The sequence below is a fragment of the Alcaligenes sp. LTN-3 genome (assembly GCF_059735605.1).
The window spans coordinates 878175-894658 of the sequence record NZ_JCAPDN010000002.1 but is presented as its reverse complement, the minus strand read 5'-3'; the positions used below and the strand labels follow the sequence as shown (position 1 = coordinate 894658).

The 16484-nt window shown below is 57.2% G+C and carries 13 protein-coding genes; 11 read left to right on the top strand and 2 right to left on the bottom strand.

Going from position 1 to position 16484, the window contains the following annotated elements; genetic code table 11:
- Positions 1-16 precede the first annotated feature (16 nt).
- Complete coding sequence (prpR, locus tag AC6I6N_RS12400; RefSeq protein WP_497943545.1) at positions 17-1930, bottom strand: propionate catabolism operon regulatory protein PrpR; 1914 nt, start codon at positions 1928-1930, stop codon at positions 17-19.
- A 254-nt stretch (positions 1931-2184) separates the two neighbouring features.
- On the opposite strand from prpR, the gene prpB reads away from it, so the two are divergent.
- The 11 genes from prpB to efp all read left to right on the top strand — a co-directional run bounded on the left by prpB (position 2185) and on the right by efp (position 15163).
- Positions 2185-3084 carry a methylisocitrate lyase gene (gene prpB, locus AC6I6N_RS12395; protein WP_026484284.1) on the top strand — a complete coding sequence of 300 codons (900 nt, stop codon included), beginning with the start codon at positions 2185-2187 and terminating at the stop codon, positions 3082-3084.
- A 104-nt stretch (positions 3085-3188) separates the two neighbouring features.
- Complete coding sequence (gene prpC, locus AC6I6N_RS12390; protein ID WP_094195942.1) at positions 3189-4352, top strand: bifunctional 2-methylcitrate synthase/citrate synthase; 1164 nt, start codon at positions 3189-3191, stop codon at positions 4350-4352.
- A gap of 88 nt (positions 4353-4440) precedes the next feature.
- Entirely contained in the window at positions 4441-4842 is a 402-nt protein-coding gene (locus AC6I6N_RS12385; protein ID WP_094195941.1) for a hypothetical protein, read from the top strand.
- 11 nt (positions 4843-4853) lie between these two features.
- Positions 4854-5129: a GNAT family N-acetyltransferase gene (locus tag AC6I6N_RS12380; protein WP_094198281.1), complete on the top strand. Its 276-nt coding sequence runs from the start codon at positions 4854-4856 to the stop codon at positions 5127-5129.
- Between the two features lie 139 nt (positions 5130-5268).
- A complete protein-coding gene (acnB, locus tag AC6I6N_RS12375) occupies positions 5269-7854 on the top strand; it encodes a bifunctional aconitate hydratase 2/2-methylisocitrate dehydratase (protein ID WP_094195940.1) in 2586 nt (861 codons plus the stop codon).
- 316 nt (positions 7855-8170) lie between these two features.
- Positions 8171-9331, top strand: coding sequence for a TRAP transporter substrate-binding protein (locus AC6I6N_RS12370; RefSeq protein WP_094195939.1), 1161 nt, complete (start codon positions 8171-8173; stop codon positions 9329-9331).
- Positions 9332-9475: 144 nt separating this feature from the next.
- Positions 9476-10108: a TRAP transporter small permease subunit gene (locus AC6I6N_RS12365; protein ID WP_094195938.1), complete on the top strand. Its 633-nt coding sequence runs from the start codon at positions 9476-9478 to the stop codon at positions 10106-10108.
- Positions 10105-12027 (top strand): TRAP transporter large permease, encoded by a 1923-nt coding sequence (locus AC6I6N_RS12360; protein WP_346549118.1) that lies wholly within the window; start codon positions 10105-10107, stop codon positions 12025-12027. The genes AC6I6N_RS12365 and AC6I6N_RS12360 overlap by 4 nt, the downstream gene beginning before the upstream one ends.
- A 153-nt stretch (positions 12028-12180) precedes the next feature.
- Positions 12181-13392, top strand: a complete 1212-nt coding sequence (locus tag AC6I6N_RS12355) for a DUF2863 family protein (RefSeq protein WP_230019144.1) — start codon at positions 12181-12183, stop codon at positions 13390-13392.
- Position 13393: 1 nt separating this feature from the next.
- Positions 13394-14533, top strand: coding sequence for an elongation factor P maturation arginine rhamnosyltransferase EarP (gene earP, locus AC6I6N_RS12350; protein WP_264672572.1), 1140 nt, complete (start codon positions 13394-13396; stop codon positions 14531-14533).
- A gap of 72 nt (positions 14534-14605) precedes the next feature.
- The gene (gene efp / locus AC6I6N_RS12345; RefSeq protein WP_003802564.1) at positions 14606-15163 is read left to right on the top strand and encodes an elongation factor P; all 558 of its coding nucleotides are present in this window, start codon (positions 14606-14608) and stop codon (positions 15161-15163) included.
- Between the two features lie 162 nt (positions 15164-15325).
- Here the strand turns inward: efp and AC6I6N_RS12340 are convergent, their stop codons facing one another.
- Positions 15326-16474: an iron-containing alcohol dehydrogenase gene (locus AC6I6N_RS12340; RefSeq protein ID WP_125276948.1), complete on the bottom strand. Its 1149-nt coding sequence runs from the start codon at positions 16472-16474 to the stop codon at positions 15326-15328.
- Between the last annotated feature and the right edge of the window lie 10 nt (positions 16475-16484).

Below are 16484 nucleotides of genomic sequence, written 5' to 3'. Positions count from 1 at the left end.
CACACAGGGGCCGACATCACATTTTGTGCAACTTCCGCCACAAAGTGCTGCGACTGATCCCTAGTTGCTGGGCGGCCAGGGCGCGATTCCCACCACACTCTTCCAGCACCTTGGCCAGATGCTCCTGTTCGCTGCGCTCTTGCTGATCGCGCAGCGCTGGCATGGCAGGCTCGGCCACCACCGCCCGCAACTCCGGCGCAATATCTTCCAGCACCACAGCCTGATCGCCTTGCACTGTGCCCAGGACCATCAAACGTTCGATCAGGTTTTCCAGCTCGCGGATATTGCCGGGCCAGGAGTAGTGACGACCCAGCTCCAACAACTCAGCCAGCCAATCCGGATTCAGTGTTACAGCCCCACCCAGACGCTGGGCCACTTTTGCCAAGAGATGCTCCACCAGTTCCGGCAAATCCTGGGTACGCCGACGCAAGGGCGGCAAACGCAGCACCAGAATATTCAAACGATAAAACAGGTCCTGACGGAACACGCCTTCTTTAACTTGCGCGGCCAGATCCCGGTGAGTGGCCGCAATCACACGTACATCCACCGGCGTGGGTTCAATCGCCCCAATACGCAGGACTTCTTTTTCTTGCAGCACACGCAGCAAACGAGTTTGCAAGGGCAAGGGCATTTCCCCGATCTCGTCCAGAAACAGGGTGCCAGTGTGAGCCGCTTCCACCAGCCCGACTTTGCCGCCCCGGCTGGAGCCTGTGAATGCGCCTTCCACATAGCCGAACAGCTCGCTTTCCAGCAGGCTGTCGGGGAAAGCGGCACAGTTCACCGCTACAAAGGGCTGTGCGCGTCTGGCACTGGCACTATGAATCCCTTGAGCCAGCAGCTCCTTACCTGTACCACTCTCGCCGATAATCAGGGTGGTCGCCGTGCTTTGTGCACACGCCTGAGCCTGGGCACGCAGCTTGTACATGGGCGAACTTTGCCCCACCAGATCGGATAACTCGTACCGGGCATGACGCGATGCCACTTGCTGACTGCGTGAACGCAAACTGCGGTCCAATCGCTGAATCGCAGCCGGGTCCTGGCATAGCAGCACGGCCCCGCTCAACCGCCCCTGCTCCAAAATCGGCATACGGGTCACAATCGCGGTGCGACCAGCCACTTGCTGCACCGTATCCAGTTGCACTTCCAGGCTGCGCAGCGTACCGGCCAGATCCAGTTCGGGGTACAAGGAACCCAAGCGGCGGCCAATCACAGCTTGGGCGGGTTGGCCCAACCAGGCCTCCATGGCCGGGTTAACGGTTTCAATCCGCTCGTCCCTGTCCACTGACACCACACCGTCACGCAACTGCGCCAGAATCGTATTCAAGCGATCCCGACGGGCCGCTTCAGCGCGCGCAACACGGGCCAGTTCGATAGCGGATTCCAGCGCCTGGCGAACGGCTCCTTGTGAATACAGCAGCACGCCCTCCATTTGATTCTCACGCGCCAGATCCACCACCAGACCGGGTGCCAGCACCCACTCCACGCCCAGCTCTTTCAAATCCTGAACACAGCTACGTGCATCAGCCTCGCTGCGATAGCTGCGTAGCTCCACGGGCAGATCAAAACGCTGCACGAACTCCATTAGTTCCAGCGGCATTTCGCCATAGGTCACCACGGCTTTACGCTCGGCCTGTGCCGAGGCCAGACTGCCCATAATGTCAAAGCCACCCGGATGCACCAGCACCACCGGCAAGTCCAGATGCTCACGCAAATAACTGCCGTTGGAACCAGCGGACACCAGAACGTCGATTGCACCGGTTTGTCGCAAAACCTGCACGGCTTGCACAGCCTCGCCATAGGCTTTGTCCACGATCAGGATTTCGGCCTGGGCGCGGAACTGCGGCACCAACTCTTCCAAGAGAGAACGCAGTCCATGCAGGCCAAAAGCCACCAGACGCAGCCGAGCAGGAAGGGGGGAAGGATAAGGCATGTGATTTCACCCAGGCATCAACAATGCGACATTGTTTCAAATTACGTTTCAGTATTGAAACACAAAACAATGAAATACCGTATTTGCAAAAAAGAGGGACACCTGCGAGCGATCAAGACATTCCCGCCTCGTCTGGCTTCAGAGCTTTCATCATCTTCACCGGCTGAACTTGGCACAGCATTTGCTTTAGTAGCAACAACCCATCGCAGCATCACGCTGACGACATTTTCTTATCTTGTGATCTGGAGCCCCAAATGAGCCAAAACCAACTGACATCGGCAGGCGCCCGTTTTCGCCAGGCCCTGCGTGAAGAACAGCCTTTGCAAATCATCGGCGCCATCAACGCCAACCACGCTTTGTTGGCCCAACGCGCCGGCTACCGCGCCATCTACTTGTCGGGTGGCGGTGTAGCGGCTGGCTCTTTGGGCTTGCCTGATCTGGGCATCAACACCCTGGATGACGTGCTGACTGACATTCGCCGCATCACCGATGTATGCGATCTGCCATTGATGGTGGACATTGATACCGGCTTTGGTGCTTCGGCCTTTAACATCGCCCGCACGATCAAAAGCCTGATCAAGTTCGGCGCCGCCGCTTGCCACATCGAGGACCAGGTGGGTGCCAAGCGTTGCGGTCACCGCCCCGGCAAAGAAATCGTCAGCACCGGCGAAATGGCAGACCGTGTAAAGGCCGCTGTTGACGCCCGTACCGACCCAGAATTTTTCATCATGGCTCGTACCGACGCGATTGCGGTTGAAGGTGTGGACGCCGCCCTGGAACGTGCCCAGGCTTGTGTGGAAGCCGGTGCTGACGGCATTTTTGCTGAAGCCTGCTACGATCTGGACACCTACCGTCGCTTTACCGAAACCCTGAATGTGCCTGTGCTGGCCAACATTACCGAGTTCGGTCAGACCCCCTTGTTCACCGTGGAAGAACTGGCGTCGGCCAATGTCGCCATGGTGCTCTACCCCCTGTCCGCCTTCCGCGCCATGAACAAGGCCGCCGAAACTGTCTACCAGGCGATCCGTCGTGACGGACATCAAAAAAATGTCATCGATTTGATGCAGACTCGTGAAGAACTGTACGATCGTATCGGCTACCATGCTTACGAGCAAAGCCTCGACAAGCTGTTCCAGAAAAACAAGAAGTCCTGAGCCCCCACAGGCTCCCGCCCGGCCCTTTGACAGGGCCTTTGCGCGGGTAAAACCCCATTTAGCAGCCAGCCTCGTGCTGGCTGCCCAGCAACCAGGAGACCTTTATGAGCAGTACTGAGAACACCCCTAGCACTGGCTTCAAGCCCAAGAAATCTGTTGCCCTGTCTGGCGTTGTGGCAGGCAATACCGCCTTGTGCACGGTCGGTCGCAGTGGCAATGATCTGCACTACCGCGGCTACGATATCTTGGATCTGGCCCAGGCTTGCGAATTTGAGGAAGTGGCGCATTTGCTGATTCACGGCAAATTGCCCAACCGCGACGAACTGCGCGCGTACAAGCAAAAGCTCAAGCGCCTGCGCGGCCTGCCCCTGGCCCTGCAAACCGCTCTGGAAACCCTGCCTGCCCACAGCCACCCCATGGACGTGATGCGCACCGCCGTATCGGTTCTGGGCTGCGTACTGCCTGAAAAAGACGACCACAACCTGCCCGACGCGCGCGACATTGCCGACCGTCTGATGGCTTGCCTGGGTTCAGCCCTGCTGTACTGGTACCACTACAGCCACAACGGCGAAATGATTGATGTGCAAACCGACGATGACAGCATCGGCGCGCACTTCCTGCACCTGCTGCATGGCGAAAAGCCCTCGGCCGAGTGGGAAAAAGCCATGCATGTGTCGCTGAACCTGTACGCCGAGCACGAGTTCAACGCCTCCACCTTTACCAGCCGCGTGATCGCCGGTACAGGTTCGGACTTCTACTCCGCGATTGCCGGTGCGATCGGCGCTCTGCGCGGTCCCAAGCACGGCGGTGCCAACGAAGTGGCTTTTGAAATCCAGAAGCGCTACGAGACACCTGACCAGGCTGAAGAAGACATCCGCAAGCGCGTGGAAAACAAGGAAGTCATTATTGGCTTCGGTCACCCCGTCTACACCATCTCCGACCCACGCAACGAAGTCATCAAATCGGTGGCCAAAGAGCTGGCCGTGGCCGATGGCAACACCCGCATGTACGACATTGCCGAACGTCTGGAAAGCGTGATGTGGGAAGTGAAAAAAATGTTCCCCAACCTGGACTGGTTCTCGGCCGTGTCCTACCACACCATGGGCGTGCCTACCGCCATGTTCACGCCTTTGTTCGTGATCGCGCGTACGGCTGGCTGGGCGGCTCACGTGATTGAGCAGCGCGTGGACAACAAGATTATTCGTCCTACCGCCAACTACATTGGCCCTGAAAACCAAAGCTTTGTGCCTCTGGACCAGCGCCCATAAGTCACAGATCCTGGGCTATTATTCGCCTGTGATCTAACTCACGGCCCCGCTGCATTACGCACGCGGGGCCGTCTTGCTGGTGACTTCCATGCTCTCTGAATTTGTACGCTACGCCCTGCCGCTAGCCGGCACTCTGATGATTGCCTGTGCCCTGACCACACTAGTGTCCGGTGCTTATTTATTGCTGTTCAATCTGCGCCGCAGCAACCAGGTGCTACGCCACCCTTATCTGGACCAGTACCCCTGGGAAAAACTCAGTTTCCCCCTGAAGGCCGGCATACTGCTGGATTATTTTTTACGGCTGAATTTTCCCAAACGCCAAAGCTCGCTGTTTGGCAATGCCAACCGTTTGCTCAGGCACGTCCAGCCCGACGAGGTTCCCATGGGCGTCAAATGGCCCCTGATGGGACTGTGGGGCGGCTGCTTTCTGGGCATGATCAGCATGCTGGCCGTTTGGATTCTAATCGCCCTGCACTCCAACCCCACTTGAAGGAGCCCGCCTTGACCACCGAGATCCACCACGACCCGCAAGCACATCTGTTTTACTGCGATGTTGAAAACCTGCGCAGCGTGATCGAATACGAACTGGATGATGCCATCATGAGCATCACCCATACGCGCGTGCCGCCCGAACTGGAAGGCCGCGGCATTGCAGGGCAACTGACCCGCTTTGCACTGGAGACGGCGAAAAACCAACAGTGGAAAGTACGCCCGATTTGCAGCTATGCCGTGGTCTATCTACGCCGCCACCCTGAATACGCCGACTTGCAGGCCTGAACCCAGCAATATTCAGCCTTTCGCAAGTCTTATATAAGATATAAGACCATTGCTTCGCTGTGCGCTTCAAATTACAATTGGGGCAACACGCGATTTATTGCATTTTCATATCAACCATTTACCGATAGGCACCCGCACTATGCTGGACTCTTACCGCGAACATGTTGCCGAGCGCGCTGCTCTGGGCATTCCCCCGCTGCCTTTGTCAGCTCAGCAGACCGCCGAGCTGATCGAGCTCATCAAGAACCCACCTGCCGGTGAGGAAGCATTTCTGGTCGACCTGCTGACGCACCGCGTCCCCGCCGGTGTAGACGATGCTGCCAAAGTCAAAGCCTCTTACCTGGCCGCTATCGCGCTGGGCACAGAAACCTGTGCCTTGATCAGCCGCGAGCGTGCCACTGAGCTGCTGGGAACCATGCTGGGTGGCTACAACATCAGCCCTCTGATCGATCTGCTGGATTCGCCCGAACTGGGCCAGATCGCTGCCAACGGTCTGAAAAACACCCTGTTGATGTTTGACTCGTTCCACGACGTTCAGGAAAAAGCCGAAAAGGGCAATGCCTTTGCAAAAGAAGTGCTGCAAAGCTGGGCCGACGGCGAGTGGTTCACCAGCCGTCCTGAAGTCCCCGAAAGCCTGACCGTCACTGTTTTCAAAGTCACCGGCGAGACCAACACGGACGATCTGTCCCCCGCTCCTGACGCCTGGAGCCGCCCGGACATTCCGCTGCACGCGCTGGCCATGCTGAAGAACCCACGCCCAGGTATCGAACCTGAAGAGCCCGGCAAGAAAGGCCCTGTCAGCTTTATCGAATCCCTGAAAGAAAAGGGCCACCTGGTTGCCTACGTAGGCGACGTGGTCGGTACCGGCTCTTCGCGTAAATCGGCTACCAACTCCGTGTTGTGGTTCACCGGCCAAGACATTCCTTTCGTTCCCAACAAGCGCTTTGGTGGCGTGTGTCTGGGCAGCAAGATTGCTCCTATCTTCTACAACACCATGGAAGATGCCGGTGCCTTGCCTATCGAGCTGGACGTTTCCAACATGGAAATGGGCGACGTGGTTGAGCTGCGTCCCTACGAAGGCAAAGCCTTCAAAAATGGCGAACTGATCTCCGAATTCCAGGTCAAGTCCGACGTGCTGTTCGACGAAGTGCGTGCTGGTGGCCGTATTCCCCTGATTATTGGCCGTGGCCTGACCACCCGTGCTCGTGAAGCACTGGGTCTGCCCCCAACCACCCTGTTCCGCCTGCCACAAAGCCCTGCCGACTCCGGTAAAGGCTTCTCCCTGGCCCAGAAGATGGTTGGCCGTGCTTGCGGCCTGCCTGAAGGTCAAGGCGTGCGCCCCGGTACTTACTGCGAACCACGCATGACCACCGTTGGCAGCCAGGACACCACAGGCCCAATGACTCGCGACGAACTGAAAGACCTGGCTTGCCTGGGCTTCTCGTCCGATCTGGTGATGCAGTCCTTCTGCCACACCGCCGCTTACCCCAAACCTGTGGACGTTAAAACTCACCACGAACTGCCTGCTTTCATCAGCACACGCGGTGGTGTTTCCCTGCGTCCAGGCGACGGTATCATCCACTCCTGGCTGAACCGCATGTTGTTGCCCGATACCGTGGGTACCGGTGGCGACTCGCACACCCGTTTCCCTATCGGCATCAGCTTCCCCGCCGGTTCCGGTCTGGTGGCCTTTGCTGCGGCTACCGGTGTGATGCCTCTGGACATGCCAGAATCCGTACTGGTGCGCTTCAAGGGCGAAATGCAGCCCGGCGTCACGCTGCGTGACCTGGTTAACGCCATTCCTCTGTACGCCATCAAGCAAGGCTTGCTGACCGTGGAAAAAGCCGGCAAGAAGAACATCTTCTCCGGTCGCATCCTGGAAATCGAAGGTCTGCCTAACCTGAAGATCGAACAGGCTTTCGAGCTGTCCGACGCGTCGGCTGAGCGTTCCGCCGCTGCATGTACCGTTCGTCTGAACAAAGAGCCCATCATCGAATACCTGAACAGCAACATCACGCTGCTCAAGTGGATGATTGCCAATGGCTACGAGGACGAGCGCACTATCTCGCGTCGTATCAAGAACATGGAAGCCTGGCTGGCCAACCCTGAGCTGCTGGAACCCGATGCAGACGCTGAGTACGCGGCTGTTATCGACATCGATCTGGCTGAAATCCACGAACCTATCGTCGCTTGCCCCAACGACCCTGATGACGTGAAAACCATGTCCGACGTGTCCGGCACCGTGATCGACGAAGTGTTTATCGGTAGCTGCATGACCAACATCGGTCACTTCCGTGCTGCCTCCAAGCTGCTGGAAGGCAAGCGCGACATTCCAACCCGTCTGTGGGTCGCTCCTCCGACCAAGATGGACCAGCAACAGTTGAGCGAAGAAGGCCACTACGGCGTTCTGGGCGTGGCTGGTGCTCGTATGGAAATGCCCGGTTGCTCGCTGTGCATGGGTAACCAGGCACAGGTTCGCGAAGGCGCCACCGTCATGTCCACCAGTACCCGTAACTTCCCCAACCGTCTGGGCAAGAACACCAATGTGTTCCTGGGTTCGGCTGAACTGGCCGCCATCTGCTCGCGTCTGGGTCGCATCCCGACCCGCGAAGAGTACCTGGCCGACATGGGTGTCCTGCAAGCCAATAGCGAAGACATCTATCGCTACATGAACTTCGACCAGATCGAAGAGTTCAAGGAAATTGCTGACTCCGTAGGTCTGTAAGCCCTAGCGCTTGCAAAAAACGCCTTCGCCGCTTCATGCGGCGAAGGCGTTTTTCTTTGCCCCTTTGAAATGATCCACCTGTCAAGACACAGACAAAAAAGCCTGGGTATCAAGCGTCAGCCGACGTTGGCCGTGCACATATGCACGATTGGCTGCCCACGGGTATACCCCTACTATCATTGTGGTTACTCCTTATGTACGTCTGGCGTTTGAATCGCCTATAAAGCTGAAAGCAAACTGAAGAAAAGCTGAAAAACAGTATCGGATTGCTGCAGTTTGCTCTCGAACGCTTACAGCCACTTCGGAGACACACCTCATGAGAAACAGGATCAAAAAAAGCACCGCGCCACACGAACACACTGGCGCATCTCGGCGCAAGTTCCTGGGCGGTGCGGCAGTCGGCACCGCGGCTGCAGCAACGATGGGCTTTCCTGCCATCGCTCGCGCGCAGGGTCCCATCAACTTCCGCTTTCAAAGCACTTGGCCCACCGTCGACATCTTCCACGAATTCGCCCTCGATTTTGCCAAGAAAATCAATGATATGACCGGTGGAGACCTGAAAATCGAAGTCTTGCCCGCCGGGGCAGTGGTACCGGCCTTTGGCCTGCTGGATGCCGTCTCCAAGGGAACGCTGGACGGCGGCCACGGCGTACTGGGTTACAACTACGGCAAGCAAAATGCCCTGGCTTTATTTTCGTCTGGTCCGGCCTTCGGCATGGACGCCAATATGGTGCTGGCATGGCACAAATACGGTGGCGGCAAGGAGTTGCTGGCCAAGCTGTACGACGCCATCGGTGGCAATGTCGTCTCGTTCCTGACCGGCCCGATGCCCACACAACCGTTCGGCTGGTTCAAAAAACCCATCGCCAAGACCGAAGACCTCAAGGGCCTGAAATTCCGTACCAATGGCCTGGCTATCGACCTGTTCACCGAAATGGGGGCTGCCGTCAACGCGCTGCCAGGCGGTGAAATTGTCCCCGCCCTGGACCGCGGCCTGCTCGATGGTGCCGAGTTCAACAACGCCACATCAGACCGCGCCCTGGGTTTTCCGGACGTGTCCAAGGTCTGCATGCTGCAAAGCTTTCACCAGGCCTCCGAAACCTTCGAGATCATGTTCAACAAGGACAAATACAACGCCTTGCCGACACAACTGAAAGCCATTGTCGACAACGCGGTCGAGGCCTCATCGGCCGACATGTCCTGGAAGGCGGTTGACCGTTACTCGCAAGACTACCAGCGCCTGCAAAAGGAAGACGGCGTCAAATTCTACAAAACGCCCGACGCCATCTTGCAGCAACAACTGGTTGTTTGGGACCAGATCATCGCCAAAAAGGCGGAGACCAACCCCCTCTTCAAGGAAATCGACGCGTCGCAACGCGCATTCGCGGCACGTGCCATGGCGTGGGACATGGACACCAACAATAACCGTCGTATGGCCTACAACCACTACTTCGGCCGCAAGGCCCCCCAAGCCTAAAGCTAGCTCCTATCGGCAATCGTACCGCGTCATCCCGTCTACTCGGATGTGGATGACGTCTCCTCCCTGACTCCAGGCCGGCCGCGCCCAAAGCCGCAGTCGACACACATCAGACCCTTTCCGCGCCAGCAAGGTGACCCGACCATGCAGAAAATCCTGGCCTTCATCGACCGGTTCAATACGTGGATAGGCCAGTTGTTCGGCTGGCTAATCCTGGCATTGACCCTGTTCGTTTCCTTCGAGGTTTTCTCTCGATACGTTTTATCCAACCCGCACGCCTGGGCCTTTGACATGATGAACATGCTGTATGGCAGCCTGTTCATGATGGCCGGTGCCTATACGCTCTCCAAGAACGGCCATGTCCGTGGGGATGTGCTGTACGGTTTTTTCCCGCCCCGCCTGCAGGCGGGCCTGGACTTGGTCCTGTACATCCTGTTTTTTATTCCCGGTGTGGTCGCCATGTTCTGGGCCGGCTACTACTTCGCTGCCGAGTCGTGGGCCATCATGGAGCACTCGAACATTACGGCCAACGGACCGCCCATCTACCCGTTCAAAGCCATCATCCCGCTGGCAGGCTTGTGCCTTCTACTGCAAAGCTTTGTGGAAATGGTGTACTGCGTACGCTGTCTGCGGGACGGGAAATGGCCTTCGCGCGACAAGGACGTTGAAGAAGTCGATGTGGACAAGCTCATGGACATGGTGGACGTCAACAGCGACGATATTAAAAAACTGGATGCCTTTGTCAAAGTCGGCGGCAAAAAAGGGAGTCCGACATGAGAAAAGAAATCTGGTTCGGGCTTACCATCCTGATCGGCATTGTTCTGAGCATTGCCGTGTTCATGCCGGCACCTGCGGACATGACCAATGGTCATTTGGGCCTGCTCATGCTGGCCCTGATTGTCGTCACCATCATGCTGGGCTTTCCCACAGCCTTTACGCTGATGGGGATGGGAGTGATCTTTACCTGGCTTGCGTACCGCAACATGGGCACACAGCAAGCTATCCAGCAGACCCTGGACCTAATGGTTCTGCGCACCTACGCCGTCATGACCAACGATGTCCTGATTGCGGTGCCCCTGTTCATCTTCATGGGCTATCTGGTTGAACGCGCAAATCTGATCCAGAGCCTGTTCCAGGGCATGCACCTGGCCATGGCACGAATCCCTGGTTCGCTGGCGGTGGCCACTATTGCCACCTGCGCCATCTTTGCCACAGCCACTGGCATTGTAGGTGCGGTGGTGACTCTGATGGGGTTGCTGGCCATGCCCGCGATGCTGCGGGCGGGCTACAGCGTACAACTGACAGCCGGCTCCATTACTGCGGGAGGCTGCCTGGGTATTTTGCTGCCCCCCTCCGTGCTGCTAATCCTGTATGGCGCTGTCGCCGGTGTCTCGGTCGTGAAACTGTATGCTGGAGCCTTCTTCCCAGGCCTCTTGCTGGCCGTAATGTACGTGCTGTACGTGATCATCCTGGCCAAGCTCAAGCCCAACGTCGCGCCCCCTCTTTCGGCGGAAGACCGCATTGTGCCACTGCCCGCCTTCGCGCAAACCATCAAGGAAACCATCACGGACCGTGCTGTGCCCGGCCTGATCAGCGCCATGAAGGGGCCTCGCAATGTCGATGTACCCATGAAGCTGCTGTTAAAAAATCTGGCAGTCGCCCTGCTGCCCGCTGCAATCTTCCTCGCTGTCATGGGCTTTAGCTATCAATCGGTCACCGCGCCCAAGACCGCCGAGCACTACGAACTGCAGGAAATGGGCGGCGGTTTCAGTAGTTTCGACAATGACTACAGTGGCGGCGGGCTGGCAGAACCTCCGGGGGCTGGCGGTCTGTCCGAACCCGAAGGTAGTGAGCCACTCGTTTCGCTGGGTACAAACGAGCTGGGTACAGAGGCTCCCGCCCCGCAGGCAGCAGCCACCGAAGAAGCCAGGACAGCAGAGCGCCAGGCTGCGCCGATGACCTTCTGGATCTTTCTGATCGTGGGCAGTCTGGCCTTGCTGTTCTACTACGCCATGCTGAATTTCGCTCGGCTGGAAATCTTCAAGATGCTGCTCAGCTCCTTCTTTCCGCTGACCATGCTGATTCTTGCCGTGCTGGGCAGTATCATCGTCGGCCTTTGTACCCCCACCGAGGCGGCGGCCTTGGGTGCCTTGGGCGGCATCCTGCTGGCCTTCGCCTATCGCCGCTTGAACTTTTCCATGGTGCGCGAATCGGTGTACCTCAGCGCCAAGACCAGTGCCATGGTCTGCTGGCTGTTCGTCGGCTCCAGTATCTTCTCGGCCGCCTTCGCCTTGCTGGGCGGCCAAGAACTGATCAATAACTGGGTGCTGTCGATGGATCTGACGCCCATCCAGTTCATGATCCTGGCTCAAGTTGTTATTTTCCTGCTGGGCTGGCCACTGGAATGGACGGAGATCATCATTATCTTCATGCCCATTTTCCTGCCGCTGCTGGCGCACTACCAGATCGATCCGCTGTTCTTCGGTCTGCTGGTCGCACTGAACCTGCAGACGGCATTCCTGTCGCCGCCGGTTGCCATGTCGGCCTTCTACCTGAAAGGCGTCTCGCCACCCCATGTCACCCTGAACCAGATTTTCCTGGGCATGCTGCCCTTCATGGGGATCCAGATCCTGGCAATTATCGTCCTGTACCTGTTCCCTGACATCGGCCTCTGGCTGCCCAGGGTACTGTACTGATCTCAGCCAAGTCGCATCACAACAGAAGCCGCCGCATTTCCGGATGCGGCGGTTTTTTGCCTCACGCTCCTTTCTAGGGAGCTTCCCTCATTCACACACCCCGGTCGTAGCAAAGGGTAAACTAAGCTGTCCCTCTACCGGTTTTGTATGTCCATGTCGCAACTCAACTCCAAACTGCTCGCCCAACAACCCAAAGAAATCCAGCGGCTGCTCAATTACACGGACGCGCTGGTTCGTTCTGGCTCGCAGATCGAAGACCGCTACTGGCAAGGGCTGACCGCCAAATTGCTGGACAAGCTCTATAGCGGACGACGTAATACGGCTGTTGAACAGACGCTGGAACTGCTGGGCAGCCAACAGCAAAGTCAGCATTACGAAATTTTAATGGAACTGGCCGAGTCCCACGCCGAATGTCAGCAAATCGAGCATGAAGGCGTGTTGTACGACGCCTTGCTGTTTTCAGCTCCGCTGACCGCCTGGACACGCTATCAATTACCCCAAGGCGAACTCAAGCCCCAACAGCACAAGGAACTGGAAGAGTCCTTACGCGCCACCGTTCTGGCCGAAGGCACGATGTGCGCCCTGCTGCCCAATCTGGTCAATTACGACGAGATGCCGCAAACCTATCAGCAAGCCTACGCCTGGACGCGCAGCCTGACCGCGCAAGCCTTGGGCCGCAGCCAAGACCCTGCCCCTGTAAACAAGCCAGAAGAAGCCAGCAGCCTGCTGGCCGACGCCCGCTTTCTGATTGGCGTAGTCATGGCTCCGGTAGGCCAAGCCCTGTTTCGCTGGCAGCAATCCAGCGACAATCTGCAAGCTGAGCACCTGCGTTGCGTCGAACAATGGGTAGCGCGTTATTCCGCCATCGTCACGCCTTTGTTTACCGGCTGCCAACTGCAGTTTCTGGCTCCTAACGCGTATTACATGAACAACCGCGAGTCGGACCGTGAGATTCGCCCACTGGCTCTGAAGGCTGGCATCACCTGGCTGCAAACGGCGGTCAAGCTCTCGCCCGACCAACTGCGTGCCGTCATCGTCGCCTGCGGTGAAGAGCAGATTGAAGAGTACCGCGTGGGCTTTAGCACCATTTCCTCGCCTACCGTCATTTATGGTTGTATCTGGCCTGTATTAAGTCAGGAAGAGGCCGAGTCCTCTTTCCACAGCGATGACCATGTCGACATCCCGGACGTCATTGCTGCCCTGCTCAGTACCCTGGGCCTGGTCCAGATTCAGCGCCTGCCGGGCCTACACTCCACCGAGACCTGCGACGATTGCAACGCGCCTTTCTTTCCGGACATTAACGGCGAGATGCAGCACCCGGAACTGCCGGACGAAATCGATCTGGACCCCGTACAACTGCACTAAATTGAACACCGCTACTGTTTCCCAGCCTGTATCCATAGACCTGTTTTGCCGTGTTATCGACAATCTGGGGGATATAGGCGTGTGCTGGCGGCTGGCCCGTCAGTTGGCTGCCAGACCCGAGGTCGCCCAGCTACGCCTGTGGGTGGATGATCTGCACAGCTTTAGCCGCATCCAGTCCGAAATCCAAAGCAGCCTGCAAAGCCAGCGTCTACAAGGTGTAGATATCGAACATTGGCACAACGCGCGCCAAGACTACCCCGCGCCACACCCCTTCGTCATCGAGGCCTTTGCCTGCGAGCCGCCCGAGACCATGACTCGGCAACTGAAGGCCGACAGCCATGTGTGGATCAATCTGGATTACCTAAGCGCCGAGCCCTGGGTACAGGGCTGCCACGGCCTGCCCTCCCCGCAAGCAGGTGGGGCGAACAAATATTTCTTCTTTCCCGGCTTTGTCCCGCAAACAGGGGGCCTGCTGCGTGAAAGCGATCTGCTGGCCCGCCGCGACACCTTCTTGAAGGACGATACGGCCTATCAGGCCATGCTGAACCGTCTGGGCGTATCGCAGAAACACGTCCAAGCCCTGCTCCAGGGCGAGATGCAGCAAATGTTCCTGTTCTGCTATCCCGATGCACCCGTGCTGGCTCTGCCCGAAGTGCTGTCCTCGCTACAGCAGAAAACCCTGCTGCTGGTGCCCGAGTCCGTTGCCCAGCACCTCCCGGAATTAGCCAAAGGCCACCTGCTGATCCAACGCATCCCCGCTGTGAATCAGGCCGACTTTGATGCCTTGCTCTGGCGCAGTGCGCTCAATATCGTGCGCGGCGAGGACTCTCTGGTGCGTGCCATCTGGGCCGGGCAACCCATGCTGTGGCAGCCCTACGTACAGGAAGAACAGGCCCATCTGGACAAGCTGCAAGCCTGGCTGGATACCGGCAATCTACCCGAGCCGGTTCAAGCCCTGCATCTGGCCTGGAGCAGTGCGGATCAGGCCGGCGCTGCCGCCGCCTTGCGCCGCAGTCTGGAACCGCAGGTGTTGCGTCTATGGCAACAAGAAGCCCGTGCATATAGTACAAAACTGGCTGAACAAGCCGATTTGGCCAGCAGTTTGCTGAGTTTTTACACCCAAGTCGCCCGAAAACGCTAAAATAACAGATTACTTCTTAAAAGCTCCCTGACACTGCGTTTGGCGGAGCCTGTCCCATTCGGAGTTTTTTTAATGAAAACCGCACAAGAACTGCGCGTTGGTAACGTCGCGATGGTCAATGGCGACCCTCTGGTCGTTCAGAAAACGGAATACAACAAATCCGGTCGCAACTCCGCCGTTGTCAAACTGAAGTTCAAGAACCTGCTGACCGGCTCGAACAGCGAAGCCGTGCACAAAGCTGACGAAAAATTTGAAGTTGTCCAGCTTGAAAAGCGCGAATGCACTTACTCCTACTTCGCTGACCCCATGTACGTCTTCATGGACGAAGAGTACAACCAGTACGAAATCGAAGCCGAAAGCATGGGCGACGCCCTGGACTACCTGGAAGAAAACATGTCCGTTGAGGCCGTTTTCTACGAAGGCCGTGCCATCTCGGTTGAGCTGCCCACCATCATCGTGCGCGAAATCACCTACACCGAACCTGCTGTGAAAGGCGATACCTCCGGTAAAGTGCTAAAGCCCGCCAAGATCAACACAGGCACCGAAATCAGCGTGCCTCTGTTCTGCAACATCGGCGACAAGATCGAAATCGATACTCGCACTGGCGAATACCGCAGCCGCGTGATGTAAGAAAGACGTCGTGCCGCCCAGTGCGGTACGCGCAAAAAAAAGGGGCTGTTTTTACAGCCCCTTTTTCCTGCCTGCCAGATTCACCGAGTGGCCTTCTGGGCAGGGCAACGGCAGACTTGATACCACTAACTTTAACGAACACAGTATTCAGTCCGCCAGCTCTTACCTCGCCCCAAACGCCTCTTCAAAAATACCCACAATCGTCTTCTTATCCGTCTGAATCGGATTAGTCGCTCCACACACATCCTTGAGTGCGTTCTCAGCCAGAACTGAGAAATCTTCCCGCTTCACTCCCAGCTCTTCCAGCGACTTCGGAATCCCCACGATATCCGCCAGCTTTTTAATTGCTGCAATCACATCCAGACCTTTGAGGTCAGGATTGTTGTCCGACAATATCTTACCCAGTTCGTCCAAACGCCCTTTTACCGCTTGCATATTGAAAGCCTGCACATGCGGCAGCAGCAGGGCATTGCAAACACCATGCGGCAGGTCGTAGAAACCACCTAACTGGTGAGCCATAGCATGCACATAGCCCAGCGACGCATTATTGAATGCCATCCCTCCCAAAAACTGGGCATACGCCATCTGTTCACGGGCTTTTTTGTTATGCGGCTCACGCACCGCGATAGGCAAGTATTTAGCAACCAGCTCGACAACTTTCACCGCACAGGCGTCGGTAATGGGAGTGGCAATGGTCGATACATAGGCTTCGACTGCGTGAGTCAGGGCATCCATGCCGGTGGCAGCGGTTAGCGAGGCGGGCATGCCTTCCATCAGTTCTGAGTCATTCACTGACAAGAACGGAGTAATGTGACGGTCGATGATCGCCATCTTCACGTGGCGGGTTTCGTCGGTAATGATGGTAAAGCGTGTCATCTCTGACGCTGTGCCAGCGGTGGTATTGATGGCTAGCAGCGGCAGTTGCGGCTTGGCGGATTTATCGACCCCTTCATAGTCGGCAATCTTGCCACCGTTACTGGCAACCAGGGCCACACCTTTGGCACAGTCGTGGGAGGAGCCGCCGCCCAGGGAGACAATCATATCTGCACCGTGTGCTTTCAGCGCTTCCAAGCCTGCATTGACGTTACCTACAGTGGGATTGGGCTGTACCTGATCAAAAATCGCTGTATCGATACCCTGCGCAATCAGCTTGTCTGCCACCAGTTTAGCCATACCCAATTTGGCCAGATCAGAGTCTGTGATGATCAAGGCCTTTTTGAAGCCCATCCTCCCAACAATCGGCATAGCCTGATCCAAGGCGCCGGGGCCCAGAACATTGTGTGGGGTCATGAAAAACTCAGAGACAGTCATTGTGCGTACT